The sequence below is a fragment of the Bradyrhizobium sp. CCBAU 25360 genome, from assembly GCF_028128695.1.
Taxonomy (GTDB): Bacteria; Pseudomonadota; Alphaproteobacteria; order Rhizobiales; family Xanthobacteraceae; genus Bradyrhizobium; species Bradyrhizobium ottawaense.
The window spans coordinates 115,722-142,208 of record NZ_LBJA01000031.1 but is presented as its reverse complement, the minus strand read 5'-3'; the positions used below and the strand labels follow the sequence as shown (position 1 = coordinate 142,208).

Here is a 26,487-nt window from a genome sequence, read left to right as displayed (position 1 = left end):
GACCTTCAGCCCTGTACCGCCTTGGCGAAGTTCGCGAAAAATTCGTCGGCGAGTTTCTTGGCGGCGCCGTTGATAAGGCGCTGGCCGAGCTGCGCCAACTTGCCGCCGATCTGCGCCTCGACATCGTAGGACAGCAGCGTGCCGCCGTCCTTCTCCGCCAGCTTGACCACCGCGCCACCCTTGGCGAAGCCGGCGACCCCGCCCTCGCCCTCGCCCGAGATCTTGTAGCCGTTCGGCGGGTCGAGATCGGAGAGCGTGACCTTGCCCTTGAAGCGTGCCGACACCGGGCCGACCTTCATTTTCGCCGTTGCGCGAAAGCCGCCGTCCTCGGTCCTCTCGAGTTCCTCGCAGCCGGGGATGCAGGCCTTCAGCACCTCGGGATCATTGAGCTTGGCCCACACGGCCTCGCGCGGCGCCGCAAGCTGGACTTCGCCGTTCATCGTCATGGCCATGAGGGTGCCTCCCGGATCGCGTAACTTATAGTGCTGATCAAGTAACGCAGGCACGCGGCAAAGGAAAGGGCGACACCCGGTCAAGTGCAATGCAAATTCGCAACTGCAAAAAGACGTGTGCGGGCGGTTGGGGATTGGCACAGCCGGGCCATGATGATTAGGTCGCGCGCAATATGAGCACATCCCTCTCCCCCCTGCTCGCACCGATGCTGTCGAGCGCCGCCATGCGCGCGGTCTGCGATGACCGGTCGACCCTGCAGAACATGCTCGATTTCGAGGCAGCCCTGGCACGCGCGGAGGCCGCCACGGACGTGATTCCGGCCTCTGCGGTGGGCTCGATCGAGGCCGCATGCAAGGCCGATTTCTTTGACATGGCGGCGCTGGCAGAGGCCGCGACGCGATCGGGCAATCTGGCGATTCCCCTGGTCAAGATGCTGACCGCCAATGTCGGCAGGGCCGACACCGAGGCCGCGCGCTACGTGCATTGGGGCGCCACCAGCCAGGATGTCATCGACACCGCGACCATGCTCACGCTTCGCGCCGGCCTCGATGCGCTGGACGCCGACCTCAGCCGCGCCATCAAGGGGTTCGCCGCGCTGGCGCGCAGCCATCGCAACACCGCGATGGTGGCACGGACCTGGCTGCAGCACGCGCTACCGATGCCGTTCGGCCTGAAAGCCGCCGAATATGCCGCAGGCCTCGCTCGCGCCCGCTGCCGCCTGCGGCGGCTCTCCCGCAAGGGCCTCGCGCTGCAATTCGGCGGCGCCGCCGGCACACTGGCGGCCCTCGGCGACAAGGGGCTGGCGGTGGCCGAGCGGCTGGCGCAGGAGCTGAACCTGCCGCTACCGGAAGCGCCCTGGCACACCCATCGCGACCGCATCGCGGAGGCCGCTTCGGCTTTCGCTATTCTGGCTGGAACCTGCGGCAAGATCGCGCGCGACATTTCGCTGATGATGCAGACCGACGTCGCGGAGGCCTTCGAGCCCGCGGGCGAAGGCCGCGGCGGCTCCTCGACCATGCCGCACAAGCGCAACCCGGTCGCCGCCGCAAGCGCGCTGGGCGCCGCCACAATGGCCCCGCAGCTTGCAGCGACGATATTTGCGGCCCAAGTGCAGGATCATGAGCGCAGCGCGGGCCCCTGGCACGCGGAATGGCCGACGCTGCCGCAATTGATGCTGGTCGCCTCAGGCGCGCTGGCCGCCATCGTCGACATCGCCGAGGGCCTCGACGTCGACGCCGCGCGCATGCGCAGCAATCTCGATGCGACGCACGGCCTGATCATGGCGGAAGCTGTCACCTTCGCGCTGGCCGACAAGATCGGCAAGAGCGATGCGCATCATCTCATCGAGACCGCCAGCAAGCGCGCGGTCGCCGAGAAGAAACATTTGCGCGAGGTGCTGACGGCCGATTCGCAGGTCACTGCCCATCTTTCTCCGGAAAAAATTGCGGCATTGTTCGAGCCGATGGCCTATCAAGGGGCTTCCCAAGCCTTGATCGACCGGCTGCTCGACAGCCTCGACCGCGAATAAGAACCGCAAAGTACGACGGAGACGCCGCATGCCCATGATCGATGCCGACGGTTGCCTGCTCAACGTCTCCGTCGAGGGCCGCGACGGCGGGCCGACGCTGATGCTGTCCAACTCGCTCGGCTGCACGCTGCAGATGTGGGAGCCGCAGATGAAGGCGCTGACGCAGGTGTTCCGCGTCATCCGCTACGACCGCCGCGGCCACGGCAAGTCAAACGTTGCGCCCGGCCCCTACACCATGGAGCGCTTCGGCCGCGACGTGCTCGCGATCCTCGACGACCTCAACATCGAGAAGGTGCATTGGTGCGGCCTGTCGATGGGCGGCATGGTCGGGCAATGGCTCGGCGCCAACGCGCCGGAGCGCTTCGGCAAGCTCATCCTCGCCAATACCTCCTGCTACTATGCCGAGCCGACCAAATGGCTGGAGCGCATCGACGCCGTGAAGAAGGGCGGCATCGCCGCGGTCGCCGATGCCGTGATCGCGGGATGGCTGACGCAGGACTTCCGCGAGCGCGAGCCTGACATCACCGCGAGGATGAAGTCGATGCTGCTCGCCTCCCCCGTCGAAGGCTACCTCGCCTGCTGCGAGGCGCTGTCGACGCTCGACCAGCGCGCGCTGCTGCCGAAGATCAAGAGCCCAACGCTGGTGATCGCCGGCCGTCACGACATGGCGACGCCGATCTCGGCGGGCGAGTTGATCCGCTCGAATATTCCGGGCGCAAGCATGACCATCATCGACGCCGCGCATATTTCCAACGTCGAGCAGCCGCACGCGTTTACGGACGCGGTGGTGGGGTTCTTGACGCAACGCTAGTTGTTGTCACCGTCATTCCGGGGCACCTCGAAGAGGCGAACCCGGAATCTCGAGATTCTCAGGTGCGCAATTGCGCACCATGGTTCGATGCTTCGCATCGCCCCGGAATGATTGACTGGAGGCACCACAATGGACGACCAGAAGCGCCGCGATGCCGGCATGAACGTGCGCCGAAAGGTGCTGGGCAATGCCTGGGTCGACAAGTCGATCGCGAACCGCAATGCGTTCAACACCGACTTCCAGGACATGATCACCCGCTACGCCTGGGGTGAAATCTGGACCCGGCCGCATTTCGACGAGCGCACGCGGCGTGTGCTGGTGATCGGCACCATGGTCGCGCTCGGGCAATGGGACGAGTTTCGCCTGCATGTGCGTGCGGCGCTCGCGGAGGGGGGCTTCACCCCCGACGACATCAAGGAAATCCTGCTGCAGCAGGCGATCTATTGCGGCGTGCCGGCGGCGAACCACGCCGTCAAGGAAGCCTCAGCGATTGTGCAGGAGCTCGGCCTGCTCAAGACCTAGCGACGCAGGGATCTCGGCAGGGGTCTCGACGCTCTGCGGAGCCGCATCGGGCCGCTCGATCAGGATCACGATGGCAGCACCGAGCAGCAGCAGCAGCTCGGTGGCGTGCAGCCGGAGCGCGGCCATCTCGCCGACCTTCGAAGCCATCACCATGCTGGCAAACGAGATCAGGCTGCCGATCGCCAGCGCGATCCCGAGCGCCTCGTCGCTGCCGCCGGACTTGCGGGTCCGGGGGACGCAGAGCAGAGCCAGATAGATCGCAAAGAACGCCACCACGGTAAGCCGGCCCAGCGCAAGCAGCCAGGCCGCGCGCACCGTGCTCATCCCTGCCATCTGGAGATGGTCGCTGAGGAACAGCGCGACGGCGACGCTCGGCCGCTCGTAGAGGCCATGCACCGGTGCGACGATGATGTTGAAGGCGACGATGGTCCAGGCCGGAATGAAATAGGCCGCCAGCAGCGCGCCGTTGACCGAGCCGATCCGCCAATTCCTGAACATGCCGCTTCCCGTTTCGTCGACCACGCGCCTTCCGCTGGGAAGGCTTTGCCGGGAGCTAACTCGCATCAGACTGTGGCGGCAATTTAAACCCTTTGTTTACCTTAATTGCCCTGCCCCCGTCGTTCCGGGGCAATGCGCAGCATTGACTCGGCAACCAACTGCCCAAAAAAAGACCCCGCCTTGCGGCGGGGCCCTCCTCACTAACCTTCTTTCTCGGGCTCCCAAATTACTTATCCTGCTGGCCGCCCTGCTGCTGGCCGGGGCGATCGCCCTGGCGCATCGGATCGTTCTGCTGCTGCTGTCCAGGTTTCTGACCGCCGCCCTGCTGCTGGCCCGGCTGCTGACCTGGGCGCTGCTGGCCGGGGTTCTGACTCTGCTGACCCGGATTCTGGTTCTGCTGCTTCGTCATTCGGGGAACTCCCTTGTTGGACGTCAGAGGCGAGATAACGGCCGGCATCCGCTTTGGTTGCCCGAGGAACCCGGTTCCTCGCAGTTGCGGAACCGACGGCCAAATGAGCTCTGTACAAGACCTTCTGCCAGAGCGTGAGCTGTTGCAGCCGCCAGTTCCCTCCTGTTACAAATCCGGAAGAATGCTTAGGGGCTGCCGGGGCCCAAGAAACGGCCCAAGAAACCCACTCTCCTAAGAGCTCCTTTTGAGCCCGCGTCAGGTTTGGTACGGCAGCCCATGGATTACTTCGCCCAGCAGCTCATCAACGGTCTCGTTCTGGGCTCGATCTACGGCCTGATCGCCATCGGCTACACGATGGTCTACGGCATCGTCGGCATGATCAACTTCGCCCATGGCGACGTCTTCATGATCGGCGGCTTCATCGCCCTGATCACCTTCCTGATCCTGATCTCGTTCGGACTGACCGCGATCCCGCTGATCCTGCTGGTCGTGCTGCTGGTCTCGATGGCGATCACCGCGCTCTATGGCTGGACCATCGAACGCATCGCCTACCGGCCGCTTCGCCATTCCTTCCGCCTCGCCCCGATGCTGTCGGCGATCGGCATGTCCTTCGTGCTGACCAACTATTCGCAGGTTGCGCAGGGCGCGCGCGTCAAGCCGATCCCGCCCTTCATCACCGGTGGCTACACCCTGCATGAGAGCACGGACGGCTTCGTGATCCAGCTCTCCAACATCCAGATCATGGTGGTGATCACCACTATCGTGCTGCTGGCGATCTTCACCTGGCTGGTATCGCGCACCCGGCTCGGACGCGACATGCGCGCCTGCGAGCAGGACCAGACCATGGCGGCGCTGCTCGGCGTCGACGTCGACCGCACCATCTCCATGACCTTCGTGATTGGTGCCGCGCTCGCCGCGGTCGCGGGCCTGATGTATCTGCTCTATTACGGCCTCGTCGATTTCTTCATGGGCTTCGTCGCCGGCATCAAGGCGTTCACCGCTGCCGTGCTCGGCGGCATCGGCTCGCTGCCGGGGGCCATGCTCGGCGGCCTCGCGATCGGCCTGATCGAGACGTTCTGGTCGGCCTATTTCTCGGTCGAGTACAAGGACGTCGCAGCGTTCTCGATCCTGATCGTGGTGCTGATCTTCATGCCGACCGGCCTGCTCGGCCGTCCCGAAGTCGAAAAAGTCTGACGGTCGCGCGCGTGACAGCTCCCTCGACCAACACGGCCAAACCTGCAACTGGCATCTCCGCTCTCCTGAAGACGGCTTTCGTCAATGCGCTGATCGCGTTGGTGCTGTTCTCGCTGATGATCGGCATCCGCACCGAGGCGGGCTCCTCCGGCCAGCTCACCTATTGGACCCGCTTCGGCGACCTCGCGTCCATCGTCGCCGCCGTGTTCGGCGGCTCGATCGCGATCGAGCTGCTTCGGCAATGGATCGGCCCGACCGGCGCCGAGAAGCTGGTGCCGCCGGCGGTGCAAAGCGGCATATCGTTCATTGGCCGCTACCTCGCGCCGGCGCTCCTGATCTTCACGCTGCTGGTGCCGGTGATCTTCTATAACCAGCGCTACATCCTCGACCTCGCGATCCTGGTGCTCACCTATGTCATGCTGGGCTGGGGATTGAACGTCGTGGTTGGGCTCGCGGGCCTGCTCGATCTCGGCTACGTCGCCTTCTATGCTGTCGGTGCCTATTCCTACGGACTGCTCGCCACCAATTTCGGCTGGTCGTTCTGGATCTGCCTGCCGCTCGCCGGCATCCTCGCCGCCTTCTGGGGCGTCCTGCTCGGCTTCCCCGTGCTGCGCCTGCGCGGCGACTATCTCGCCATCGTGACCCTCGCCTTCGGCGAGATCATCCGCTTGGTCATCATCAACTGGCAGGATCTCACCGGCGGCCCCAACGGCGTCTCCGGCATTCCCCGCCCCACCTTCTTCGGTATCCCGCTCGACAACAGCGACGACGGGCTCGCCGCCAGGCTCGGCATCGAATATTCGCCGACGCACCGCATCGTCTTCCTGTTCTACCTGATCCTGGCGCTGGCGCTGCTCACCAACTGGGCGACGATCCGCCTGCGCCGCCTCCCGATCGGACGGGCCTGGGAAGCCTTGCGCGAGGACGAGGTCGCCTGCCGCGCGCTCGGCATCAACACCACGACCACCAAGCTCACGGCGTTCGCGACGGGTGCGATGTTCGGCGGCTTTGCCGGCGCGTTCTTCGCCACCCGGCAGGGCTTCATCAGCCCGGAATCCTTCACCTTCCAGGAATCGGCGCTGGTGCTCGCCATCGTCGTCCTCGGCGGCATGGGCTCGCAGCTCGGCGTCGCGCTGTCCGCGCTCGCCATGATCGGCGGCTTCGAACTGTTCCGAAGCCTGGAGGGCTATCGCATGCTGGTGTTCGGCATGGCCATGGTGCTGATCATGATCTGGCGGCCGCGCGGCCTTATCGGCCATCGCGCACCGACCGTGTATCTGACCAAGGCGCAAGCGATCTCCTCCGACCTCGTCAAGGAAGGGCACGGATGAGCGGCGACAAGATTCTCAGCGTCGACCGACTCGCCATGCGTTTCGGCGGCATCGTTGCCGTGCAGGACCTTTCTTTCGCCGCCGAGCGGAAGAAGATCACCGCGTTGATCGGGCCGAACGGCGCCGGCAAGACCACCGTCTTCAACTGCATCACCGGGTTCTACAAACCGAGCGGCGGCGCCATTCGCCTCAGCCTTGCCGGCGGCAGGACGATCGCGCTGGAGCGGCTGAACGATTTCCGCATCGCCAAGCAAGCCAAGGTGGCTCGCACCTTCCAGAACATCCGGCTGTTTCCCGGCATGACCGCGCTGGAAAACCTGATGGTGGCGCAGCACAACGCACTGATGCGCGCCTCCGGCTTCACCTTCCTCGGCCTGATCGGCGCTCCCGGCTATCGCGATGCCGAAAAGCGCGCGATTGATCTCGCCACGGACTGGCTCAAGCGGGTCAATCTGCTCGACCGCGCCGACGATGCCGCAGGCAATTTCGCCTATGGCGACCAGCGCCGGCTCGAGATCGCGCGCGCAATGTGCACCGAGCCCGCGCTTCTGTGCCTGGACGAGCCCGCCGCCGGCCTCAATGCGCGCGAGAGCGCGGCCTTGAGCGAGCTCCTGCTCTCGATCCGCGACGAGCTCGGCACCTCGATCCTCCTGATCGAACATGACATGTCGGTGGTGATGGAGATCTCCGACCACATCGTGGTGATGGACCATGGCGTCAAGATCGCCGAAGGCACGCCGCGCGAGGTCCGCGACGATCCCAAGGTGATCGCCGCCTATCTCGGCGCCGACGAGGAAGAGGCGGCAGCCGTGATGGAGGGCGGGTCGTGACCGCGGCGCCCTCTCCCCTGCTCGCGATCCGGGGCTTGCGCGCCGCCTACGGCAAGATCGAGGCGCTGAAGGGCGTCGACGTCGAGATCAATGCCGGCGAGATCGTGGCGCTGATCGGCGCCAACGGCGCCGGCAAGTCGACGCTGATGATGACGATCTTCGGCAAGCCGCGCGCCCGCGCCGGCCAGATCCTGTATGAAGGCCGCGACATCACCGACGTCCCGACCCACGAGATCGCGCATTTGCGTATCGCGCAATCGCCGGAGGGCCGCCGCGTCTTCCCGCGCATGAGCGTGGCGGAAAACCTCCAGATGGGGGCGGATGCCACCGAATGCACGGAGGGCGAACGCGAGGCGACGCTGCAACGCGTCTTCACGCTGTTTCCGCGCCTGAAGGAACGCTACGCCCAGCGCGGCGGAACGCTGTCCGGCGGCGAGCAGCAGATGCTGGCGATCGGCCGCGCCTTGATGAGCCGTCCCCGCCTGCTCCTGCTCGACGAGCCCTCGCTTGGCCTTGCGCCGCTGATCGCGCGCCAGATCTTCGATGCGATCCGCACCCTGAACCGGCAGGACGGCCTGACCGTCCTGATCGTCGAGCAGAACGCCAACCACGCCCTCAAGCTCGCCCATCGCGGCTACGTCATGGTCAATGGCCTGATCACGCTGGCCGGTACCGGCGCCGAATTGTTGCAGCGCCCCGAGATTCGCGCTGCCTACCTGGAGGGCGGCCGGCACGGCTGACCGGCCGGCAAGCCCGACCCGCGTGCGGCCGAATGTGGCGAGATATCTCTGCCGATGCCCGTATTTTGCCGGTGACTTCTCGGTAAATTCATTCGAGAATGGCGTTGGTTTGGACCGGGCACGCCCGGCAACTTCCACAGGCGACCACCCGCGAGGTATCTCATGAAGTCACTGAAGCTCATCGGTCTGGCATTCGGCGCGTCGATCGCGCTGTCGAGCGCGGCGTTCGCGCAGGATGTCACCGTCGCAGTCGCAGGCCCGATGACCGGCGGCGAGTCCGCCTTCGGCCGCCAGATGAAGAACGGCGCCGAAATGGCCGTGGCCGATATCAATGCCGCAGGCGGCGTCAACGGCAAGAAGCTCGCGCTTTCCGTCGAGGACGACGCCTGCGACCCGAAGCAGGCGCGCTCGATCGCCGAAAAGATCGCCGGCGCGAAAATCCCGTTCGTGGCCGGGCACTATTGCTCGTCGTCGTCGATCCCGGCTTCGGAAGCCTATGCCGACGGCAACGTGCTGCAGATCACGCCGGCCTCGACCAATCCGCTGTTCACCGAGCGCAAGCTCTGGAACGTGGCGCGCGTCTGCGGTCGTGACGATCAGCAGGGCCTGATCGCGGCGCAGTACATCGCCAAGAACTTCAAGGGCAAGAACATCGCGATCCTCAACGACAAGACCACCTACGGCAAGGGTCTTGCCGATGAGACCAAGAAGGCGCTCAACAAGGCCGGCGTCACCGAGAAGATGTACGAGTCCTACAACAAGGGCGACAAGGACTTCAACGCGATCGTCTCGCGCTTGAAGCGCGACAACATCGACCTCGTCTATGTCGGCGGGTACCATCAGGAGAGCGGCCTGATCCTGCGTCAGATGCGCGACCAGGGCCTCAAGACCGTGCTGATGGCCGGCGACGCGCTCGCCGACAAGGAGTACGCCTCCATCACCGGCCCGGCCGGCGAAGGCACGCTGTTCACCTTCGGCCCCGATCCGCGCAACAAGCCGACCGCGAAGAAGATCGTCGAGGCTTTCAAGGCCAAGAATATCGACCCGGAGGGCTACACCCTCTACACCTACGCGGCGATGCAGGTGTGGTCGCAGGCGGCCAAGAAGGCCGGCACCACCGACGCCAAGAAGGTCATGGAGGCGATGAAGGCCGGCAAGTGGGACACCGTAATCGGTCCGGTCGAGTATGACGCCAAGGGCGACATCAAGCAGATCGACTACGTCGTCTACAAATGGGACGCCAAGGGCAACTATGCCGAGATCAAGGGCAACGGCACCTAAGCCCGCTTGCCGCGCCCTCGGACCGCCATACGATCGTCTCCACGCCCCGGCTTGCCCGGGGCGTTTCTTTTCGCAGCGGGTTCAGACGGCTGCAGGCAGCTCGCCGCTGGCCGCGGCCTGGGCTTTCCGAAGCGCTTGCAGGAGATCGTTCGGCCGAAACGGTTTCTGCAGGCAGACCACGTTGGCCAGGTGGGACGACTGCTCCATGAAATCCAGCGCCGTCATTCCGGACACCGCAACGACGGGAAGCCCCGGCGCCTGCTCGCGCAGGGTCGCGATGACGTCGACACCGCTGACGTCGCCAAGGAAAATATCGACAATCGCCGCGTCAAAAGAGCCTTCCGCAAAGGTTTTCAGCCCGGCCGCACCGCTGTCGGCCTCGGCAACCTCGTAACGGTTGACCCGAAGCACGATCGCGACCATCGCGCGCACGTCCTTCTGGTCGTCGATGATGAGAATACGAGGCATGGGAATGACCCCCACAGATCGATCCAAATCGTATGATTCAAACCTGGAACCCGCCGCGGCGGCAGGGCATTATGACACCGCCCAGTAAAGCGCATCTTACCCGATCCCTATTCCGCGCTCCCACCAAAATTAAGTAAGCTGTAACCTTCGGTTGAGTCGTCACTGCAACAGTTCACGACACGCGCCCGGAACGGGCTACCGTGGGGGGCCGTCAAGTCTGCCGTATCCTGGAACTGCGGAGATGCTCAAAACGGGTCTGCATGAGATGAACGTGCCTGCGATCGACCGAAGCACATTTCTTTCAACTCTGCCGGCCGCATCGGCCGACCGGACCGCGGCAATGTGGATCGTCGGCATCTCTTCGATCCTGTTCGCCTTGGCCGTGCCGTTTGCAGGTATCCAGCTGCCGCCGGTCCCCGCCTTCGTCGCGAGCTACCAATCCGCCCTGGCGGTGAGCGACATCATCACGGCTGTGCTGCTGCTGTCGCAGTTTTCGGTGCTGCGGACCCGCGCCCTGTTGTGGCTGTCGACCGGCTACCTGTTCACCGCCGCGGCAGCGCTGGTCCATGCCCTCACCTTTCCCGGCCTGTTCGCGCCGACCGGGCTGTTTGGCGCCGGCAGTCAGACCACGGTCTGGCTCTACATGGTCTGGCACGGCGCCTTCCCTCTGTTCGTGCTGGGCTATGCCTGGCTGAAGGAAAAGGACGGCGGCCCCAGGGTCCGGGGCACGACAAGCAACGTGATCTACGCCATCGTGCTCGGCGTCGTCGCGACCATGGCTGCCTTCACCTGGATCGTCACCGCCCAGCACGATCTGTTGCCGGTCCTGCTCCGCGACAGCCGATACACACCGACCATGATCGGGGTCGTTTCCTTTGTTTGGTCACTGAGCTTCGCCGCGCTCGTTTCACTGTGGTTCCGGCGTCCGCATTCGGTGATCGACATATGGCTCATGGTCGTGATGTGCGCATGGCTGTTCGACATCGCGCTGTCTGCGATCGTCAACGTCGTGCGCTTCGATCTCGGTTTCTACGCCGGCCGTCTCTATGGCCTCTGCGCGTCGAGCTTCGTGCTGGCGGTGCTGTTGATCGAGAACGTTCGCCTCCAGGCCCGGACGGTGGGTCTTGTCGGCAGGCTGCGCGAGCAATCGGCGTCGGATCGCGACTTCTACGGCAAGCGCCTCGCCCTGTATGGCGCCGTCGTCGAATCCTCCAACGACGCCATCATCACCCAGTCGCTCAACGGCGCCATCACCGGCTGGAACCGTGCCGCCGAGCACCTGTTCGGCTATTCCGCCGCAGAGGCCGTCGGCAAGCCGATCGACATCATCGTGCCTGAGGATCGCAAGCCCGAAGTCAGGAGCATTCTCAATCGCATCAGCAGCAACGAGTCGATTGCCCAGCACGAGACGGTCCGTCTCAGGAAGGATGGTCGCGCGCTCGACGTCGTCCTCAACGTCTCGCCACTTCGGGCGGAGAGCGGCGAGATCATCGGCGCCTCCAAGATCGCCCACGACATCACCGAGGAGAAGCAATCCAGGGAAAAGCTTCGCCGCGAGATCGAGGAGCGCCAGCGCATCTTCGAGACTTCGCAGGACCTGATCCTGGTCACCGACGGTTTCGGCAATTTCATCCAGGTCAGCCCAAGCGTGAAGGACATCCTGGGCTTCAGCCCGGAAGATCTGATCGGGCACAGCGCCACCGAGTTCATTCACCCCGACGACCTCGATAGAACCCGGGAGGAGATGCGCGCGGCGCGGCGCGGCGCGGTCAAGCGCAGCTTCGAGGCGCGCTACTATCACTACGACGGTCACGAGGTCACGCTGAACTGGATGGGCACCTGGTCCGAGCCGGTGAAGCGTCACTTCTTCATCGGCCGGGATCTCACGGAGAAGCAGGCCGCCGAAGCCCAGTTCCGGCAGGTCCAGAAAATGGATTCCATCGGTCAGTTGACCGGCGGCGTCGCTCACGATTTCAACAACGTGCTGACCGTCATCACCGGCACGATCGGCATCTTGTCCGACGCGGTCGCCGACCGGCCCGAGCTGGCTGCGATCACCAAGCTGATCGACGACGCCGCCGAGCGCGGCGCGCAGCTGACCAAGCACCTGCTTGCCTTCGCCCGCAAGCAGCCGCTCCAGCCCCGCGAGATCGACGTCAATGCGCTGGCACTCGAAGCCGCCAAGCTGTTGCACCCCACTCTGGGCGAGCAGATCACCATCATGCCGCAGCTCACCGAGGATGCATGGCCGGCTCTGGTCGACCCCGGCCAGCTTTCCACGGCGATCCTCAATCTCGCGCTGAACGCGCGTGACGCGATGCCCGATGGCGGCACCCTGGTGCTGGAGACCCGCAACGTCTTCCTCGACGACGGCTATGCCAGCATGAATGCCGACATGGTCGCCGGCAGTTACGTGATGATCGCGGTCAGCGACACCGGCTCCGGAATTCCGCCGGAGTTGATCGACCGGGTGTTCGACCCCTTCTTCACCACCAAGGAGGTTGGCAAGGGTACCGGGCTTGGGCTCAGCATGGTGTTCGGCTTCGTCAAGCAGTCCGGCGGCCACATCAAGATCTACAGCGAGGAAGGCCACGGCACGAGCGTCAAGATCTACCTGCCGCGCTCGAGCGGCGTGCAGGAGACCGAGATCGAAGTGCTCCAGAACGCGCCCATCACGGGCGGCGACGAGAAGATCCTGATCGTCGAGGACGACGCACTGGTGCGGCAATACGTGGTGACCCAGGTCAAGAGCCTCGGCTACACCGCGCTCGAGGCCGCCAACGGCGCGGAGGCCCTGACCATCATCGACAACGACAAGACCATCGACCTGCTCTTCACCGATATCATCATGCCGGGCAACATGAACGGCCGCCAGCTTGCCGATGAAGCCGCCCGCCGCCGCCCCGACCTCAAGACGCTGTTCACCTCGGGCTACACCGAGAACGCCATCGTCCACCACGGCCGGCTGGATTCCGGCGTGCTGCTGCTGGCAAAGCCCTACCGCAAGTCCGAGCTTGCCAAGATGCTCAGGACGGCACTGGCGAGTTGAGCCTGCGTCCTCTCTGCGCTATCGCAGTTCGCGAACTGCACTCAACGATGAGGCCGCCTTGAAAAATCTGCTCACCGATATTGCCGGCGTCCGCGTCGGCCATGCCGAAGATACGAAAGTGGCCTCCGGCACGACCGCGATCATCTTCGACCAGCCGGCGGTCGCGGCGATCGACGTCCGCGGCGGCGGCCCCGGCACGCGCGAGGACGCGCTGCTCGATCTCGCCAACACCGTCGAGCGCATCGACGCGATCGCACTGTCAGGCGGTTCCGCGTTTGGCCTCGATACCGGCGGCGGAGTGCAGGCCTGGCTCGCCGAGCAGGGCCGCGGCCACCGGGTTCGGGAAGCACTGATCCCGATCGTGCCGGGCGCGATCCTGTTCGATCTGCTCAATGGGGGCGACAAGGCCTGGGGACGGTTCTCGCCCTATCGCGACCTCGGCTACGCCGCGGCGGCCGCCGCCGGCACTGACTTTGCGATCGGCAGCGCCGGCGCCGGCCTCGGTGCCACCACCGCAACGTTCAAGGGCGGGCTCGGCTCGGCCTCGGCGGTAACGCCTGATGGCGTCAAGGTCGCCGCGATCGTCGCCGTCAACGCGGTGGGAAGCGTCACCGTCGGCAACGGACCCTGGTTCTGGGCGGCGCCGTTCGAGGTGAACGGCGAGTTCGGCGGACGTGGCCTGCCGGACAAGTTCACCGACGACATGCTCCGCATGCGCATCAAGGGCGGTCCTTCCGCGAACGCGCGCGAAAACACCACCATTGGCGCCGTCGTCACCGACGCAGTGCTGACCAAGCCCCAGGCCAAGCGGCTCGCGATGATCGCGCACACCGGATTCGCCCGGGCGATCTATCCGGTGCATGCACCGACCGACGGAGACGTGCTGTTTGCGGCCGCGACCGGTGAGAAGCCGATCGATCCGCTGGTCGGCCTCACCGAACTCGGCACCGTCGCGGCCAACGTGGTCGCACGCGCAATCGCCCGCGGCGTCTATAGCGCGGCCGCGCTGCCGTTCCCGGGGGCGCAGCCGTCCTGGAAGGACCGGTTCGGCTAGAAACCGAAACGGCGGATACGGCGTTATCCTGGCGGGCGAAGGTGTACCGCCATGCCGTCTTCCGTGATCCGCTTCTTTTGCTATGCGCCGGATACGCGCGAGTTGAAGGTGGCTTTCGTCAGCGGACGCCTCTATGTCTACGAGGATGTTCCGCCCGAGGTCGCCGCCGCGTTCAGGGAAACGCGCTCAAAGGGGGCGTTCTTCAACCACGAAATCCGCGACCGGTACGCCTATCGTGACATCACGCAGGAATATGCCGGCTAATCTCGGATGCCGCTCACACGCTCATCGACATCGACGAACCGGCAGCCGCCGAAGAACCCTGCCCGCCTTGCTGCTGCATCAACTGCGCGAACAGATCGTAAGCCGAGTTGCGGGGGCTGGAGGCGCCCGGCACCGTCGTCGACATCTTGAAGCCGTCGGCATAGGTGACGGTCGTCGTGGTCGAGCCGTCGGCAGCGGTCGTCGTGGTCGAGGTCGATCCGCCGCCGGACTTCGACGAGGAATCCGATCCGTCGCCCGCGCCGCCGGCGCCTTGCGCGTGATGGTGTCCGTGGCCGCTCTTCAGCGCCTTCGACATCTCGTCAAGGCTGACGTTGCCGTCGGCATTCGCATCCAGCTTCGAGAAGACATCGTCGGCCTGCGCGAGGTTGGTGCCGCCGGCGCCCAGCGCGTCCTCGAACTCGGACTTGGTAATGCTGCCGTCGCCGTCCGCATCGATCTGCGAGAACAGATCCTTGAGCGCAGTCTCCCGGCCCTTCGACATCGAGGACGACGAACTCGACGAGGTCGAGCTCGCCGAACTGCTCGCGCCGTCGGTCGACTGGCTCTGCGCGGCGAGCAGCGCGTTCATGGTCTCCGGCGCGATCTGTGGAGGACTGCCTGAGCCGACCAATGAGGTCGTCATGCTGCCCGTGCTGCTGTCGATCGCGAACGGGTTGGTTGCGCCTTGCGAAGATCCGGCCTTCTGCGTTGACCCGGCCTTCTGCGTCGACGAGGACGACTTCGAGTTCGTCAGCGACTGGATCGCGTCGAGCGCGCTGGACACGGCGCCAAGGGCTAACAGCATTGCACAACTCCAACCGACGCGGCATGCCGCGGCCAATGTTCTGTCGGGTAACGTCAGCAAGCGTCGTGCCAGCGCAAAAAGTTCAATGAAATCCGCCGCCACCGCGCCTTGGACGGCGCGGGAACACCGGCAATTCATGCCGGTCGCGGCAGAAATTTCCGCCCACAGGAAGCACGCCTGCCCTGCATTGCCCGCCACGGAGGCCCATGTTAGGCGAGGCCCAATCTTCTTTCGGCCGCCACGGGAAACCGCGCCATGACCCAAGCCTTCGCCCCCCGCCCCCTGGCAATCGCGCCCTCGATCCTGGCCTCGGACTTCTCCAGGCTCGGCGAGGAGGTGCGCAGCGTCGACGCCGCCGGCGCGGACTGGATCCATCTCGACGTGATGGACGGTCACTTCGTTCCCAACATCTCCTACGGTCCCGACGTCATCAAGGCGATGCGCCCGCACACGAAGAAGGTGTTCGACGCGCACCTGATGATCTCGCCCTGTGACCCCTATCTCGAGGCCTTTGCGAAAGCCGGCTGCGACCACATCACCGTGCATGCGGAGGCCGGTCCGCATTTGCACCGCTCGCTCCAGGCGATCCGCGCGCTCGGCAAGAAGGCCGGCGTCTCGCTCAATCCCGGCACCCCGGTCAGCACGCTCGAATATGTCCTCGACCTCGTCGACCTCGTGCTGGTGATGTCGGTCAATCCCGGCTTCGGCGGCCAGGCCTTCATCCCTTCCGCGATCGGCAAGATCCGCGACATCCGCGCGATGACGGCCGGACGCCCGATCGATATCGAGGTTGATGGCGGCGTCGGCCCCGATGTTGCAGGCGCGCTCGCCGCGGCCGGCGCCAACGCCTTCGTCGCCGGCACATCCGTGTTCAGGGGCGGCACGCAGGAAGCCTACAAGACCAACATCGCCGCGATCCGCAATGCCGCGCTAGGAGCTCGCGGCGAAGCGATTTGAGCTGGATCAAACGGCATGGGCGGACGGCGGAAAATCCCGCGGCTTTTACGGGTGTTGTGACGCGTATTGCCTAAAATTGCACTCTTGATCCGTACTCGTCCGGACTTCACTGATTCGCGCAAATCACCGCAAGTGACTCCTGCCTGCTTTTGACGGGAGCACATCATGACGACGACCCTGGTTTGGACTGGCGTAGCGTTGTGGTTCGGGTTCAACGCGGCGATTGCAACTCGCAGCCTCTTTGTCGCACGACCAGTGAAGGCCGCGGCTTCCGCCCGCATCATCCACCTTCGTCGTCGTGGCTGAGCGCCATGCAGATCGCACTCGTGAAGCGCCAGCCGAAGCGCAGGTGCCGCATCCCCCGCCGCCCGCATCCGGGCCTCGACTATTTCTTCGGCCGCCTCGAGCGTGCCGATGGCGCACTCGGACGATGCCGGGCTCGACAATTCGGACCTCGATCATTCGTTTCCGTCGCAGCGCCGACACTGAGACACTCTTTTCCGGACCACCTCCCATGAAACCGCACTGCCCGAACTGCCTCAAGGAAATGACCAAGGCATCCGCGTCGCGTAACCTGTTCAGTTGCGAGCCCTGCCGCGAGATCATCCAGTATTTCGGCGGCAGCGCGGATCACGGCGGGCCCGGCCCGCAATTCTGTTGGCCGATCCGCCGCAAGCGCACCGCTCACTCCGCCCACGCGGCCTGATCCAGCCTCAAATCGGCCAGGCGGCCTATCCCGGCACTTCGCCGGCATTGGGCTCGCCGGCTTCCCCCGCCATCCGCGGCGGCCGTACCACGGTGACGGTGCAGGCCGCTTCCGAAGCCACCTTGGCCGAGACGCTGCCGAGCAGCGTGCGCCTGAACGAGCCCTGCCGCGCACCGATGATGACGTGGTCGACCTGGTTGACCTCGGCGAACTCCAGGATCGCGGCGGCGGGATCGACCGCCTCCAGCACATGAGCCGACAGCCGGCTCTCATCCAGCTTGAGCGGCGTCGCCCAATGCCTGAGCGCGACCAGGCGGTCGATATGCTTGTTGGACCCCTGCTCGTCCAGGGTACGGTCGATCGCGATCCGGTTCAGTTTGAGCACGTTGACACAGGCAAGCCGCGCTGACGGCAAGGTGGCAAGGATGCGCTCGGTGGTCACACGCAGCGCCTCGTTCAACTCCGGTGCGCCTTCCACGGTGTCGAGCGCGACGGCGAGGATAGGGCTCGATGCGATCTGGGCGGCGACATCCGATTTCGCGCGCGGCGCCATGACGCCCTGGTTGAAGCGGCGCCGCCAAGCGACGCCGATGGGGTCGCGCTTCACCCGCTCCGAGCGCGCGGTGAGCTTGACCTGGTCCGGATGGGCGAGATCGAAGGCGAGCTGCGACGCCGTCGGATAGCGCCACACCGGCTCGATCTCGAGACATCGCAACACCACCTCCTGAAGCCAGGGCGGGTAGTCGGCGCGCAAGCTTCGCGGCGGATACGGATCGCGCCACAGCCGGCGCCGCATCGCGCGCATCGTCTCGCCCTCGCCGAAGGGCCGCTCGCCAGTCGTGAAGAAATAGAGCAGCACGCCGAGCGAAAACAGATCGCTGCGCTGATCGTCGCGCACCCCTGACAGCCGCTCGGGCGCCATGTAGGGCGCGGTGCCGTAAGGCAGGCGGAATTCCTCCTGCAGGAGATCCGGCAGGTGGTTGTGATGCGACAGGCCGTAGTCGATCAGAACCGCCTCGCCGCTATCGCGGAACATGATGCTGCTCGGCTTGATGTCGTGATGGATCACGTTCTGGCGGTGGAGATCGGCAAGCGCGGTTGCGATCTTGGCGACGAGCTGCCGCGCCTCGTCGTAAGGCAACGGCAGGTCGGGCAGCCGCTTGTAGAGCGTGGTCCCGCCGATGCGCTCGATCACGACATAGGCCTGGTGCGCGAAATCGCCGGTGCCGAAACAGGCCGGGACGTGCGGACCCGCCAGCCGCGGCAAGATCATCATCTCCATCTCGAAGGAGACGATCGCGGCGGGATCCTCGCCCTCCGACACCCGCGGAATCTTCATCAGCAAGGGCACGTCGATGCCGGGATGGGTGACCGTCCACAACGTCGCCATGCCGCCGGCATGAACGCATTCACCGATGGTGTAACCATCGATCAACGCGCCGGATTTGACCAGGGGCTTCGGCATCGCCGTCAGCGCCCCTGCGAGAGCCGGTCGGCGAGCCAGTGCGGCAGGCCGTTGTCGCGAATCCTGTCCGCCGCGGTCTCGATGTCATAGGGCGCGCGGCAGTAGGTGATCTGGCACGTCTCGGTGTCGAACAATACGAAGGCCGCAGACGGATCGCCGTCGCGGGGCTGGCCGACCGCACCGAGCACGGCGAGCCATTGCCGGCCGCGCAGAAGCTGCACCGGGACGTCGGTCTTCGGGACGAAGCTCGTCATCTTGGCCGTCACCGACATCGAATAGAGCGCGGGACGATGGATGTGGCCGCAAAACGTGACATGAGCGGGCGTTGCAATCAGGCTCTTGGCGGCGTCCACCGTCGAGCGGACATAGTGCCAGCGCTGGGGGCTGGAGGCTTCCGAATGCACGAAGAGACGATCGCTATCCTCCACCAGCATCGGCAGTTCGGTCAGGAACCGCCTCTGCGCGCTATCAAGCCGGCCGCGGGTCCATTCGATCGCGATTTGCGCCTCGGCGTTCATGGTCTCCGTCGGGGAATTGACCGCCTGGTCGTGATTGCCGCGCACGGCGATCGCACCCTGGGCAACGAGCTCCATCGCGGTATTCACCACCCATTCCGGATCGGCGCCATAGCCGACGAAATCGCCGAGCAGGACGAACCGCTCAGCGCCCTTCGCACGGGCAACCTTCAGGCAGGCCTCGAAGGCCTGCCTGTTGCCGTGGATATCCGAAAAGACAGCTAGGAGCACGCACCCTCCACCCTCCAATTCTTATTGAAGGCCGGTAAGGCCAAATTGAGGGAGGTCAAAACCATGCGCCAGCGCCGCGCCGATTACCAGCGCAGCCTTGCGGTGATGATCTTGCGGTGATGATGATGAGCCTATTGCTCGTCCTTTGGCGGCATCCGGGGCGGCGGCAGCGGGGTGAAGCTCACGCCTTGCGCGCCGGCCGGCGGGGCGATGAATTCGCCGGTCGAGGAATCGCCGCCGGTGGTCTCCAAAATGGTCTTGGGCGTCACATATTCGCGGACCATGTCGATGAGGCTGCCATCGCCGCCGCCGAAATCAGCGGCGCGGCCGCCTTGCGGATGTCCCAACGCGATTTCGTTCTCCGCGGCATGGGTCTTGTCGGCGAGCCTGTCGTCGTAGGGCACGCGGAAGGCGCGCGGGATGCCGCTCGGGCGATTGTCCTCGTCGAGCTGCTCGACCCACAGATAGATCGAGCCGGGATCACCCTGAAGCGAATGCGGCTCGACGATGCGGGCCTTCAGCAGCTTGAAAGTCGCCGGCAGCCGGTCGGCACTGGCCCAACCGAGCAGCCCGCGCATTTCGGTGAAGCTGACGACGTAGAAGGCGCTGGTCACGACCACGGCGATCGCCTTCAGCGACCAGTGCAGCCGCGCGTAGACCAGCACGACCAGCAGCAGCGCGCCGATCACGGCGTAGGCGAGCGACAGCGTGAGGATGACCGTTTGCAGGCTAGTCACGGCGCACCCTCGCAGCGTTGTTGCTCACACCGGTCCTCGGGTCGAGATCGGCGCCGTTGCGCCACCCGGTGCGGAACGTCTCCAGCAGCGATTTCGGCCGCTGGTCCACATTGACGACCTTGCCCTCGGCATCGAGCCGGAACCGCACCGCGGTCTTCTCGTCGCCGGTGTGGTCGAGCGTGAACTTGTTGTCGAAGACCACCTGCGCGGTCGGATTGAGCTTCTGCACCTTCACATTGGCCGTGACGGGTTCGCCGGTCGTCGCCACGAAATGCGAGACGTTGACGGTGTATTCGCCGGCGACGATGCCGCGCACCGTGACGATCTCCTCGCGGATCGGCGAGGCGATCTTCTTGCCGTTGACCATGATGAAGTCGTTGGCCCCGCCGCGGTCGTCGCGATCGAGGGTCAGGAAGCCGGCCTCACGATGGCGGTACCAGGCGATATTGCCGACGGGATCCTGCACGAACAGGTCGAGGTCGTCGGGGTGGCTATCCGGCCAGTCCAGCGTGATCATGAACTCGGCCTTGGAATCGATCTTGCCCTCCTTGGCATCAGGGGAGACCGCGAGCAGCGCAAGAAAGAACAGGAACGCGATCACCTGGAGCGCCTTGAACAGCATCACGCCCAGCGGATCGAACGGCTCCTCGCGCGGATAGAGACCGAAATCATCCATCATGACGGGATTCCGACACCCTTGATTCCAGACCCCTTGCGCTCCAGCACCGGCGTCACATAGGTCTCGGTCAGCACCACCGCATCCGAGAACACCCGCTGGGTCGCGGCATCCAGCATATAGTACTGGATACGGACCAGGATCGAGCCGACGAGGCCGGCGAGCGTCGTGTACATCGCGACCGCCATGCCGTCGCTCATCAGCCCCATCGAGGAGCGCATCGCGACCTTGTCGGCGGCATCCAGCCCCGCGATCGGGGCCAGCATGATGATGAAGCCGACGATGGTGCCGAGCAGGCCGAGCTTCATCAGCGTATCCGAGACGAAGGCGCCGAATCCATTGGAGCCGCGCAGCCGGTCCGCGAGCGTCCGCAGCAGCAGCGTCTGGTCGACCGGGCGGTAGTCCTGCGCGGCCGCTTTCGTCACCAGGCTCTGGATGTGGTCGCGCACCAGCCCGCGCGGCAGCACCGCCGCGCTCGCGTCAAGCACCTTGCCGCCCTCAGGCGCGGCGAGCGCCTCGCGGCAGCGCCGCGCCGCTGCGCCTTCACGCGCGATCGCCCGCGTGCGCAGGAAGCAGTGGCCGCAGGTCAGGACATAGAGCACCGCGATGACGCTCGAAATGTAGGTCCGGTCCGAGGTCAGCATCAGATGGATCAGGCCGAACCGCCACAGCAGCACGACGGCGAAGACCGAGAGCCCCGTGAAGATCATCCAGAACAGGAGCGCGCTGCGCTCGGATGGGTCGGTCGCGGTTCCCGCGATCGGTCCAATCGTGATCGAACTCATGCTGCACTGCTCCCGGCCCGCAACGATTGGCCTGCAAAGATTTCCGGTCGATTAGATCAAAGCCGTCGTATCAGGTCCAAAGACCCATGCCCAATCCGGCTTGGGAAATTTGCCCGAGCTGCAATCCCGCCACACCCCGCAATTGGCAAGGCGCGGCGGCATTGTTAGGCTGAGCTTATCAAACGTCGAGGGTGATCGCATGCGCCTCGTGCTTCAGCTTGTCGCCCGTCTGCTGCTTATCGTAGCCCTGTGCCTTGGCGCGGCAACCATATGGGCCACATTCGACGCCTATCGCAGCGTCGACCGGTCGACTGCGGCCTCGGCGCAGCGGGTCGCGCAGGCGCTTCAGGCGCTGTATTGGCGCGAGCTTTTGTTGCGCAGCAGCAGAGCGCGCGAGCACCTCCTGCCCGTTCCGGACTGGCGCACCCTGGAGACCATGAAGCTGATCTCGCCCGGCGTCTGCGTCGAGTTCCAGCCGGCTGCCGCATTCGAGAAGCCGCTCTGCGGCCAGAGCGAGGGGCTGGGCAAGACCCCGCCGCGCTGGTTCGCCGCGATCGTGCCGACCTTCCTCGGCAGCCACGCCGAGGTGGTCCGGCCGGTCAGTCACCGCGCCGCGACCGCCGGCACCGTGGTCGCGACGCCGGATGCCGCGGCCGCCGTCTCACTCGCCTGGGAATACATCCTCAACGTGATCGACGTCGCGCTGTTGATGGCGGCGGCGATCGCGCTGCTGGCTTCGCTGGCGATCGCGCATGCGCTGGCACCGGCGCGCACGATCGTGACCGCCCTGCAGCGCATGGCGCGCGGGCAGTATCGCACCAAACTCCCGCGTTTCCGCTCCATGGAGCTGGCGATGATCGGCGGCGCCGTCGACGAGCTCGGCGGCCGGCTGGAGGAAGCCACAGAGCAGCGCGCCGCGCTGACGCGGCGCCTGATCGAGATCCGCGACGACGAGCGCCGCGCCCTCGCCCGCGAGCTGCACGACGAGTTCGGGCAGAATCTTTCCGCCATTCTCGCCTTCGCCAACACGATCGAAACGGCGAGCACGAAGGACAATCGGGATAATGGCATCGCGCAGGACGCGCGCATGATCTCGCAGGCCACCCATCATCTGATGGCCTCGCTCCGCGATGCGCTGAAGCGTCTGCGCAATCCCCTGCCCGAGGAGCTCGGGCTCGAGGCAAGCCTCGTCAATCTCGTCGACAGCTGGCGCTCACAGAGCGCGGCGCGGCCGACGATCCAGCTCGATCTCAGGGGTGACCTCACTGACATCAGCGGTCCGGCCGCCACCACGGCCTATCGCGTGGCACAGGAATGCCTGACCAACGCGCTGCGTCACGGTACGGCGCGCGAGATCTCTTTGCGCATCGAACGCCGGGCCGGCGAGGATGACGCGCTGCTCATCCGTGTCGAGGACGACGGCGGCGGCGATGCGGAGCGCGTCTCGCAATCTGCCGGCTTCGGCCTGACCGGCATCCGCGAGCGCGTCACGGCGGCCGGCGGATCGCTCTCGATCCTGCCCGCCCGCGGCGGCCTCAGTGTCGCCGCCACCATCCCGCTCGCCGCGTGAGGGCGGAATGAGCGAGGTTGCAGCAACAGGCATCTCCGTGCTGCTCGTCGACGACCACCCGATCGTCCGCCAAGGCTATCGGCGCGTGCTGGAAAGCCAAGGCGATCTGCATGTCGTGGCGGAGGCCGACAACGCCGCGGACGCCTACAGTGCGTTCAAGGCGCATGATCCCGATGTCGTCTTGCTCGACATCTCGATGCCCGGCGCGAGCGGGCTGGAGGCGATCCGCAACATCCGCGCGCGCAGTCCGCGGGCGCGGATCCTCGTCTTCACCATGCACAACGAGGCCGTGCTGGTGAAAGCCGCCTTCAGCGCGGGGGCCAGCGGCTTCGTCACCAAGAGCAGCGAACCGTCCGCCGTCGTCACCGCGATCCGCGCCGTCGCGCGCGGCGAGCGGGCCATGAGCGACGATATCGCGCATATCCTCGCCGAGGACAGTCTGTCGGCGGGCTCAGCGCTGGATCAGTTGGGCGAGCGGGAGATCGAGATCCTGCGCCAGTTCGCCGGCGGCGCCACCACCGAGCAGATCGCGACGCACCTCAATCTCAGTGTGAAGACAGTGCAGAACTACCACTATCTGATCAAGACCAAGACCGGCGCGCGCACCGACGCGCAGCTGGTGCGGCTCGCCGCGACCTGCGGGCTGACGAAGATCTAGCAGCGGGGCTGCCGCTTTCCCCACGTCACTTGAAGATTTCGAATCTGCCGGGCCCGATGGAACGGAGGCCATCCGGCTCCGGTTAGGAGTAGAGTGGAGGAATCGCCATGAGTAAGGCTCATCACAAGGCAGTCGACCATCCCCCGATCATCACCGTAGGCGAGCTCATCGATGAACTTTGCCGCCTGCCCGATACGGCCGTCGTCCACTTCCGCTGCCCCATGCTCGAGCAGGAGCTGACATTCTACCGCCTTCGAAAGCGGTCAAAGGATGCCGTTGAAATCGCGGTCAATGCATATCCGGAGAGCCCGCCAGTCGTACCGGCGACCAACGGCGGTGCGTTTCAGCCGCGCAGGCACGCGACAGCCGCGCCCCCCGTTCGGGAGAGTGCGCTTCTTCACAAGGCAAGAGGGTGAGATAGGCCTCCGGGTCTAGGCCGCCTTCAGGCCGCGCAGCAGCAGCGCGAGCGTCGCATCGACGCGCGCGGAGAGATCCGCATCCTTCCACTCGTCGGCATGCGCCGGATGGTGGAAGCGGACGGTGGCATCGAAGATCGCGCGCGCAGTGGTCTTGACGTCGCCGATGGCGAATGCGCCCTGCTTCACGCCGTCAGTCAGGATCGCCGAGATCTGGTCGATCATGGTGTCCTTGTGACATTTGACGGCCGCGCAGGCCTCGCGCGCCAGCGTCAGATAGGTCTCGAACATCTCGGGGTCGTCGAGCACACGCGAACGCTTGGCGGCGAACAGCGTCCGCAGCCAGCGGTCGAGCCGCGCCGGCGCCGGGCCCTGCTCCGCAGCGATCTGGCGGAGCGGCGCGTCGATGCGGTCCAGCCAGCGTTTGGCAACGGCCTCGCGCAGCGAGGCCTTGCTCGGGAAATGGCGATACACGCTGCCGTGGCTCACATCGAGCGCACGGGCAACGTCGACCACGGTGGCCTTGGCAAGTCCGTAACGCCGCAAGACGTCCTCGGTCACTTCGAGGATCCGCTCCGGCGTCAAGACAACGGCTTCATTCATGCCAGCACCATGTTCCCGTTTGGGCTCAGTTATCCGGCGATAGAGCTGCTTCCGAAGCGCCCATGCCGGCCGTTTCGGAAAGCTTTCGCCTTAATGAGGCAGTTTTGCAGCCTGCGCCGCGATCTGGCGCGCCACCAGCAAATTGAGCCAATGCCCAATCGCCCCGGTGAGATTGATGATTTCGGTCGTCATTTTCTTATGTCTCCATTCGTCCACGGCCCTCGCCCTTCGATGGCGACCTTCGATCCGAGAGGTATTTCGGATGTCGGGCTCCCCCCTGGAGGTGACCGCGGGACACCCAATCGGAGCGTCCGAGAAGGAATATACACGTCCCGCTGACAGATTTCAATATCTGTCAGTCAATGATCCGTGATTGACAGTTAATATTTGCGGCTGGCGTCGCCATCCCCGGCCATCCGGTCCGGTGGATAGCTCGGCGATCCCCCTCTCCCGGGACCCAGACCGTTTGTTTCGCCCTGCCTGCTCTGTTAAATCACGGCGTAAAAAGCATTTTGGCCGGCGCCGCCCCTTGGGACCGCCCGCCCACCTTCCTGGAGCCGTCAGATGATCCCCCGCTATACCCGCCCGGAAATGGCCTCGATCTGGGAGCCGCAGACCCGGTTCAAGATCTGGTTCGAGATCGAGGCGCATGCGGCGGACGCCCTCGCCGCTCTCGGCACCATCCCCAAAGAGGCCGCCAAAACGGTCTGGGCCAAGGCCAAGGACGCCACCTTCGACGTCGCCCGCATCGACGAGATCGAGCGCGAGACCAAGCACGACGTCATCGCCTTCCTCACTCACCTCGCCGAGATCGTCGGCCCCGAGGCGCGCTTCGTCCACCAGGGCATGACCTCGTCCGACGTGCTCGACACCTGCCTCAACGTCCAACTCACCCGCGCCGCCGACCTCTTGCTCGCCGACCTCGACAAGGTGCTGGCCGCACTCAAGAAGCGCGCCTTCGAGCACAAGATGACGCCGACCATCGGACGCAGCCACGGCATCCATGCCGAGCCCGTGACCTTCGGCCTCAAGCTCGCTTATGCCTATGCCGAATTCTCGCGCGCCAAGGAGCGCCTGATCGCGGCGCGGAAGGAAGTCGCGACTTGCGCCATATCAGGCGCCGTCGGCACCTTCGCGCAGATCGATCCGCGCGTCGAAGAGCACGTTGCGAAAGCCATGGGCCTTGTCCCCGAGCCGATCTCGACCCAGGTGATCCCGCGCGACCGCCATGCGATGTATTTCTCGACGCTCGGCGTGATCGCCTCTTCGGTCGAGCGCATCGCGGTCGAGATCCGCCACATGCAGCGCACCGAAGTGCTGGAGGCCGAAGAGTTCTTCTCGGAAGGACAAAAGGGCTCCTCGGCGATGCCGCACAAGCGCAACCCGGTGCTGTCGGAGAACCTCACCGGCCTCTCCCGCATGGTGCGCGCCTATGTGACGCCTGCCCTGGAGAACGTCGTGCTCTGGCACGAGCGCGACATCTCGCACTCCTCGGCCGAGCGCATGATGGGCCCTGACGCCACCGTGACGCTCGACTTCGCGCTGGTGCGCCTCGCCGGCCTGATCGACAAACTCCTGGTCTATCCCGCCAACATGCAGAAAAACCTCGACCGCCTCGGCGGCCTCGTCCATTCGCAGCGCGTGCTCCTGGCGCTCACGCAGAAGGGCGCGAGCCGCGAGGACGCCTACAAGCTCGTGCAGCGCAACGCGATGCCGGTCTGGCGCGGCGAAGGCGATTTCCTTGTTCTGCTGAAGAAGGACGCCGAGGTGAAGAAATATCTGACCGACCCCGAGATCGAGGAGCAGTTCGACCTCGGCTATCACCTCAAGCACGTCGACACGATCTTCAAGCGCGTGTTCGGCGAAAGCTGAGCACCGCTTGCGTCGCCCAGGAGCCACGCTCGTGGCTGCCGGGGCTCGTGCAATTGCGG

29 protein-coding genes are annotated in these 26,487 nt (G+C 65.2%); 18 read left to right on the top strand and 11 right to left on the bottom strand.

Annotated elements, in window-relative coordinates:
- Nucleotides 1-5: 5 nt before the first annotated feature.
- Nucleotides 6-452: an SRPBCC family protein gene (locus XH81_RS08815; protein WP_028142900.1), complete on the bottom strand. Its 447-nt coding sequence runs from the start codon at nt 450-452 to the stop codon at nt 6-8.
- A 173-nt stretch (nt 453-625) separates the two neighbouring features.
- On the opposite strand from XH81_RS08815, the gene XH81_RS08810 reads away from it, so the two are divergent.
- The 3 genes from XH81_RS08810 (at nt 626) to XH81_RS08800 (ending at nt 3,314) form a co-directional block, all read left to right on the top strand.
- A complete protein-coding gene (locus tag XH81_RS08810) occupies nt 626-1,981 on the top strand; it encodes a 3-carboxy-cis,cis-muconate cycloisomerase (RefSeq protein WP_028142899.1) in 1,356 nt (451 codons plus the stop codon).
- Between the two features lie 28 nt (nt 1,982-2,009).
- Nucleotides 2,010-2,792 carry a 3-oxoadipate enol-lactonase gene (gene pcaD, locus XH81_RS08805; protein ID WP_028142898.1) on the top strand — a complete coding sequence of 261 codons (783 nt, stop codon included), beginning with the start codon at nt 2,010-2,012 and terminating at the stop codon, nt 2,790-2,792.
- Between the two features lie 129 nt (nt 2,793-2,921).
- Nucleotides 2,922-3,314 carry a carboxymuconolactone decarboxylase family protein gene (locus XH81_RS08800; RefSeq protein ID WP_028142897.1) on the top strand — a complete coding sequence of 131 codons (393 nt, stop codon included), beginning with the start codon at nt 2,922-2,924 and terminating at the stop codon, nt 3,312-3,314.
- Here the strand turns inward: XH81_RS08800 and XH81_RS08795 are convergent.
- Entirely contained in the window at nt 3,276-3,812 is a 537-nt protein-coding gene (locus XH81_RS08795) for a hypothetical protein (RefSeq protein WP_028142896.1), read from the bottom strand. The genes XH81_RS08800 and XH81_RS08795 overlap by 39 nt on opposite strands.
- Before the next feature lie 226 nt (nt 3,813-4,038).
- Nucleotides 4,039-4,221, bottom strand: a complete 183-nt coding sequence (locus XH81_RS08790) for a hypothetical protein (protein ID WP_018316535.1) — start codon at nt 4,219-4,221, stop codon at nt 4,039-4,041.
- Between the two features lie 276 nt (nt 4,222-4,497).
- Between XH81_RS08790 and XH81_RS08785 the strand changes: the two genes are divergently transcribed.
- The 5 genes from XH81_RS08785 to XH81_RS08765 all read left to right on the top strand — a co-directional run bounded on the left by XH81_RS08785 (nt 4,498) and on the right by XH81_RS08765 (nt 9,597).
- Nucleotides 4,498-5,415: an ABC transporter permease subunit gene (locus XH81_RS08785; RefSeq protein ID WP_028142895.1), complete on the top strand. Its 918-nt coding sequence runs from the start codon at nt 4,498-4,500 to the stop codon at nt 5,413-5,415.
- Between the two features lie 11 nt (nt 5,416-5,426).
- Nucleotides 5,427-6,746, top strand: coding sequence for a high-affinity branched-chain amino acid ABC transporter permease LivM (livM, locus tag XH81_RS08780; RefSeq protein ID WP_028142894.1), 1,320 nt, complete (start codon nt 5,427-5,429; stop codon nt 6,744-6,746).
- Nucleotides 6,743-7,576 (top strand): ABC transporter ATP-binding protein, encoded by an 834-nt coding sequence (locus tag XH81_RS08775; RefSeq protein WP_271596101.1) that lies wholly within the window; start codon nt 6,743-6,745, stop codon nt 7,574-7,576. Before livM ends, XH81_RS08775 begins: the two co-directional genes overlap by 4 nt.
- Complete coding sequence (locus XH81_RS08770; protein ID WP_026201689.1) at nt 7,573-8,316, top strand: ABC transporter ATP-binding protein; 744 nt, start codon at nt 7,573-7,575, stop codon at nt 8,314-8,316. The genes XH81_RS08775 and XH81_RS08770 overlap by 4 nt, the downstream gene beginning before the upstream one ends.
- A gap of 162 nt (nt 8,317-8,478) precedes the next feature.
- Nucleotides 8,479-9,597, top strand: a complete 1,119-nt coding sequence (locus XH81_RS08765; protein WP_028142892.1) for a branched-chain amino acid ABC transporter substrate-binding protein — start codon at nt 8,479-8,481, stop codon at nt 9,595-9,597.
- Between the two features lie 81 nt (nt 9,598-9,678).
- On the opposite strand, the gene XH81_RS08760 is transcribed toward XH81_RS08765, so the two are convergent.
- On the bottom strand, nt 9,679-10,065 hold the full coding sequence (locus tag XH81_RS08760; protein ID WP_028142891.1) for a response regulator: 387 nt from the start codon (nt 10,063-10,065) through the stop codon (nt 9,679-9,681).
- 241 nt (nt 10,066-10,306) lie between these two features.
- Between XH81_RS08760 and XH81_RS08755 the strand changes: the two genes are divergently transcribed.
- The 3 genes from XH81_RS08755 to XH81_RS08745 are packed head-to-tail and all read left to right on the top strand — an operon-like array spanning nt 10,307 to nt 14,432.
- Nucleotides 10,307-13,114 carry a PAS domain S-box protein gene (locus XH81_RS08755; protein ID WP_028142890.1) on the top strand — a complete coding sequence of 936 codons (2,808 nt, stop codon included), beginning with the start codon at nt 10,307-10,309 and terminating at the stop codon, nt 13,112-13,114.
- Between the two features lie 58 nt (nt 13,115-13,172).
- Nucleotides 13,173-14,168 (top strand): P1 family peptidase, encoded by a 996-nt coding sequence (locus XH81_RS08750; protein WP_028142889.1) that lies wholly within the window; start codon nt 13,173-13,175, stop codon nt 14,166-14,168.
- Between the two features lie 51 nt (nt 14,169-14,219).
- Entirely contained in the window at nt 14,220-14,432 is a 213-nt protein-coding gene (locus XH81_RS08745) for a KTSC domain-containing protein (RefSeq protein WP_028142888.1), read from the top strand.
- A 13-nt stretch (nt 14,433-14,445) separates the two neighbouring features.
- On the opposite strand, the gene XH81_RS08740 is transcribed toward XH81_RS08745, so the two are convergent.
- Entirely contained in the window at nt 14,446-15,237 is a 792-nt protein-coding gene (locus XH81_RS08740) for an EF-hand domain-containing protein (protein ID WP_028142887.1), read from the bottom strand.
- A 255-nt stretch (nt 15,238-15,492) separates the two neighbouring features.
- Here XH81_RS08740 and rpe point away from each other — a divergent pair, with 255 nt between their 5' ends.
- From rpe to XH81_RS08725, 3 genes are all read left to right on the top strand, one after another.
- Nucleotides 15,493-16,194, top strand: coding sequence for a ribulose-phosphate 3-epimerase (gene rpe / locus XH81_RS08735; RefSeq protein ID WP_028142886.1), 702 nt, complete (start codon nt 15,493-15,495; stop codon nt 16,192-16,194).
- Nucleotides 16,195-16,359: 165 nt separating this feature from the next.
- The gene (locus tag XH81_RS08730) at nt 16,360-16,500 is read left to right on the top strand and encodes a hypothetical protein (protein ID WP_162832251.1); all 141 of its coding nucleotides are present in this window, start codon (nt 16,360-16,362) and stop codon (nt 16,498-16,500) included.
- 208 nt (nt 16,501-16,708) lie between these two features.
- Nucleotides 16,709-16,900 carry a hypothetical protein gene (locus XH81_RS08725; RefSeq protein ID WP_028142885.1) on the top strand — a complete coding sequence of 64 codons (192 nt, stop codon included), beginning with the start codon at nt 16,709-16,711 and terminating at the stop codon, nt 16,898-16,900.
- Nucleotides 16,901-16,925: 25 nt separating this feature from the next.
- Here XH81_RS08725 and XH81_RS08720 read toward each other — a convergent pair whose 3' ends face one another.
- The 5 genes from XH81_RS08720 to XH81_RS08700 all read right to left on the bottom strand — a co-directional run bounded on the left by XH81_RS08720 (nt 16,926) and on the right by XH81_RS08700 (nt 21,309).
- Nucleotides 16,926-18,365, bottom strand: a complete 1,440-nt coding sequence (locus tag XH81_RS08720) for a serine/threonine protein kinase (protein WP_028142884.1) — start codon at nt 18,363-18,365, stop codon at nt 16,926-16,928.
- 5 nt (nt 18,366-18,370) lie between these two features.
- On the bottom strand, nt 18,371-19,111 hold the full coding sequence (locus XH81_RS08715; protein ID WP_028142883.1) for a metallophosphoesterase family protein: 741 nt from the start codon (nt 19,109-19,111) through the stop codon (nt 18,371-18,373).
- A 131-nt stretch (nt 19,112-19,242) separates the two neighbouring features.
- A complete protein-coding gene (locus XH81_RS08710) occupies nt 19,243-19,848 on the bottom strand; it encodes a hypothetical protein (protein ID WP_028142882.1) in 606 nt (201 codons plus the stop codon).
- Nucleotides 19,841-20,527, bottom strand: coding sequence for a hypothetical protein (locus XH81_RS08705; protein ID WP_028142881.1), 687 nt, complete (start codon nt 20,525-20,527; stop codon nt 19,841-19,843). Before XH81_RS08705 ends, XH81_RS08710 begins: the two co-directional genes overlap by 8 nt.
- Nucleotides 20,524-21,309 carry a MotA/TolQ/ExbB proton channel family protein gene (locus tag XH81_RS08700; protein WP_028142880.1) on the bottom strand — a complete coding sequence of 262 codons (786 nt, stop codon included), beginning with the start codon at nt 21,307-21,309 and terminating at the stop codon, nt 20,524-20,526. The genes XH81_RS08705 and XH81_RS08700 overlap by 4 nt, the downstream gene beginning before the upstream one ends.
- Nucleotides 21,310-21,508: 199 nt before the next feature.
- On the opposite strand from XH81_RS08700, the gene XH81_RS08695 reads away from it, so the two are divergent.
- The 3 genes from XH81_RS08695 (at nt 21,509) to XH81_RS08685 (ending at nt 23,953) form a co-directional block, all read left to right on the top strand.
- Nucleotides 21,509-22,879 carry a sensor histidine kinase gene (locus XH81_RS08695; RefSeq protein ID WP_271596100.1) on the top strand — a complete coding sequence of 457 codons (1,371 nt, stop codon included), beginning with the start codon at nt 21,509-21,511 and terminating at the stop codon, nt 22,877-22,879.
- A gap of 7 nt (nt 22,880-22,886) precedes the next feature.
- A complete protein-coding gene (locus XH81_RS08690) occupies nt 22,887-23,537 on the top strand; it encodes a response regulator (protein WP_028142878.1) in 651 nt (216 codons plus the stop codon).
- Between the two features lie 107 nt (nt 23,538-23,644).
- A complete protein-coding gene (locus XH81_RS08685) occupies nt 23,645-23,953 on the top strand; it encodes a hypothetical protein (protein ID WP_018316558.1) in 309 nt (102 codons plus the stop codon).
- A gap of 15 nt (nt 23,954-23,968) precedes the next feature.
- Here XH81_RS08685 and XH81_RS08680 read toward each other — a convergent pair whose 3' ends face one another.
- Nucleotides 23,969-24,556: a TetR family transcriptional regulator gene (locus XH81_RS08680; RefSeq protein ID WP_028142877.1), complete on the bottom strand. Its 588-nt coding sequence runs from the start codon at nt 24,554-24,556 to the stop codon at nt 23,969-23,971.
- A gap of 564 nt (nt 24,557-25,120) precedes the next feature.
- Between XH81_RS08680 and purB the strand changes: the two genes are divergently transcribed.
- Nucleotides 25,121-26,428, top strand: coding sequence for an adenylosuccinate lyase (gene purB, locus XH81_RS08675; RefSeq protein WP_028142876.1), 1,308 nt, complete (start codon nt 25,121-25,123; stop codon nt 26,426-26,428).
- Nucleotides 26,429-26,487: the final 59 nt, after the last annotated feature.

Excerpts from the sequence above, each read along its gene's own strand:
- XH81_RS08815 (WP_028142900.1), bottom strand. The coding sequence starts at position 452 with ATGGCCATGACGATGAACGGCGAAGTCCAGCTTGCGGCGCCGCGCGAG.
- XH81_RS08810 (WP_028142899.1), top strand. The coding sequence starts at position 626 with ATGAGCACATCCCTCTCCCCCCTGCTCGCACCGATGCTGTCGAGCGCC.
- pcaD (WP_028142898.1), top strand. The coding sequence starts at position 2,010 with ATGCCCATGATCGATGCCGACGGTTGCCTGCTCAACGTCTCCGTCGAG.
- XH81_RS08800 (WP_028142897.1), top strand. The coding sequence starts at position 2,922 with ATGGACGACCAGAAGCGCCGCGATGCCGGCATGAACGTGCGCCGAAAG.
- XH81_RS08795 (WP_028142896.1), bottom strand. The coding sequence starts at position 3,812 with ATGTTCAGGAATTGGCGGATCGGCTCGGTCAACGGCGCGCTGCTGGCG.
- XH81_RS08790 (WP_018316535.1), bottom strand. The coding sequence starts at position 4,221 with ATGACGAAGCAGCAGAACCAGAATCCGGGTCAGCAGAGTCAGAACCCC.
- XH81_RS08785 (WP_028142895.1), top strand. The coding sequence starts at position 4,498 with ATGGATTACTTCGCCCAGCAGCTCATCAACGGTCTCGTTCTGGGCTCG.
- XH81_RS08775 (WP_271596101.1), top strand. The coding sequence starts at position 6,743 with ATGAGCGGCGACAAGATTCTCAGCGTCGACCGACTCGCCATGCGTTTC.
- XH81_RS08765 (WP_028142892.1), top strand. The coding sequence starts at position 8,479 with ATGAAGTCACTGAAGCTCATCGGTCTGGCATTCGGCGCGTCGATCGCG.
- XH81_RS08760 (WP_028142891.1), bottom strand. The coding sequence starts at position 10,065 with ATGCCTCGTATTCTCATCATCGACGACCAGAAGGACGTGCGCGCGATG.
- XH81_RS08755 (WP_028142890.1), top strand. The coding sequence starts at position 10,307 with ATGCTCAAAACGGGTCTGCATGAGATGAACGTGCCTGCGATCGACCGA.
- XH81_RS08745 (WP_028142888.1), top strand. The coding sequence starts at position 14,220 with ATGCCGTCTTCCGTGATCCGCTTCTTTTGCTATGCGCCGGATACGCGC.
- XH81_RS08740 (WP_028142887.1), bottom strand. The coding sequence starts at position 15,237 with ATGCTGTTAGCCCTTGGCGCCGTGTCCAGCGCGCTCGACGCGATCCAG.
- rpe (WP_028142886.1), top strand. The coding sequence starts at position 15,493 with ATGACCCAAGCCTTCGCCCCCCGCCCCCTGGCAATCGCGCCCTCGATC.
- XH81_RS08730 (WP_162832251.1), top strand. The coding sequence starts at position 16,360 with ATGACGACGACCCTGGTTTGGACTGGCGTAGCGTTGTGGTTCGGGTTC.
- XH81_RS08725 (WP_028142885.1), top strand. The coding sequence starts at position 16,709 with ATGAAACCGCACTGCCCGAACTGCCTCAAGGAAATGACCAAGGCATCC.
- XH81_RS08720 (WP_028142884.1), bottom strand. The coding sequence starts at position 18,365 with ATGCCGAAGCCCCTGGTCAAATCCGGCGCGTTGATCGATGGTTACACC.
- XH81_RS08705 (WP_028142881.1), bottom strand. The coding sequence starts at position 20,527 with ATGATGGATGATTTCGGTCTCTATCCGCGCGAGGAGCCGTTCGATCCG.
- XH81_RS08700 (WP_028142880.1), bottom strand. The coding sequence starts at position 21,309 with ATGAGTTCGATCACGATTGGACCGATCGCGGGAACCGCGACCGACCCA.
- XH81_RS08695 (WP_271596100.1), top strand. The coding sequence starts at position 21,509 with ATGCGCCTCGTGCTTCAGCTTGTCGCCCGTCTGCTGCTTATCGTAGCC.
- XH81_RS08690 (WP_028142878.1), top strand. The coding sequence starts at position 22,887 with ATGAGCGAGGTTGCAGCAACAGGCATCTCCGTGCTGCTCGTCGACGAC.
- XH81_RS08685 (WP_018316558.1), top strand. The coding sequence starts at position 23,645 with ATGAGTAAGGCTCATCACAAGGCAGTCGACCATCCCCCGATCATCACC.
- XH81_RS08680 (WP_028142877.1), bottom strand. The coding sequence starts at position 24,556 with ATGAATGAAGCCGTTGTCTTGACGCCGGAGCGGATCCTCGAAGTGACC.
- purB (WP_028142876.1), top strand. The coding sequence starts at position 25,121 with ATGATCCCCCGCTATACCCGCCCGGAAATGGCCTCGATCTGGGAGCCG.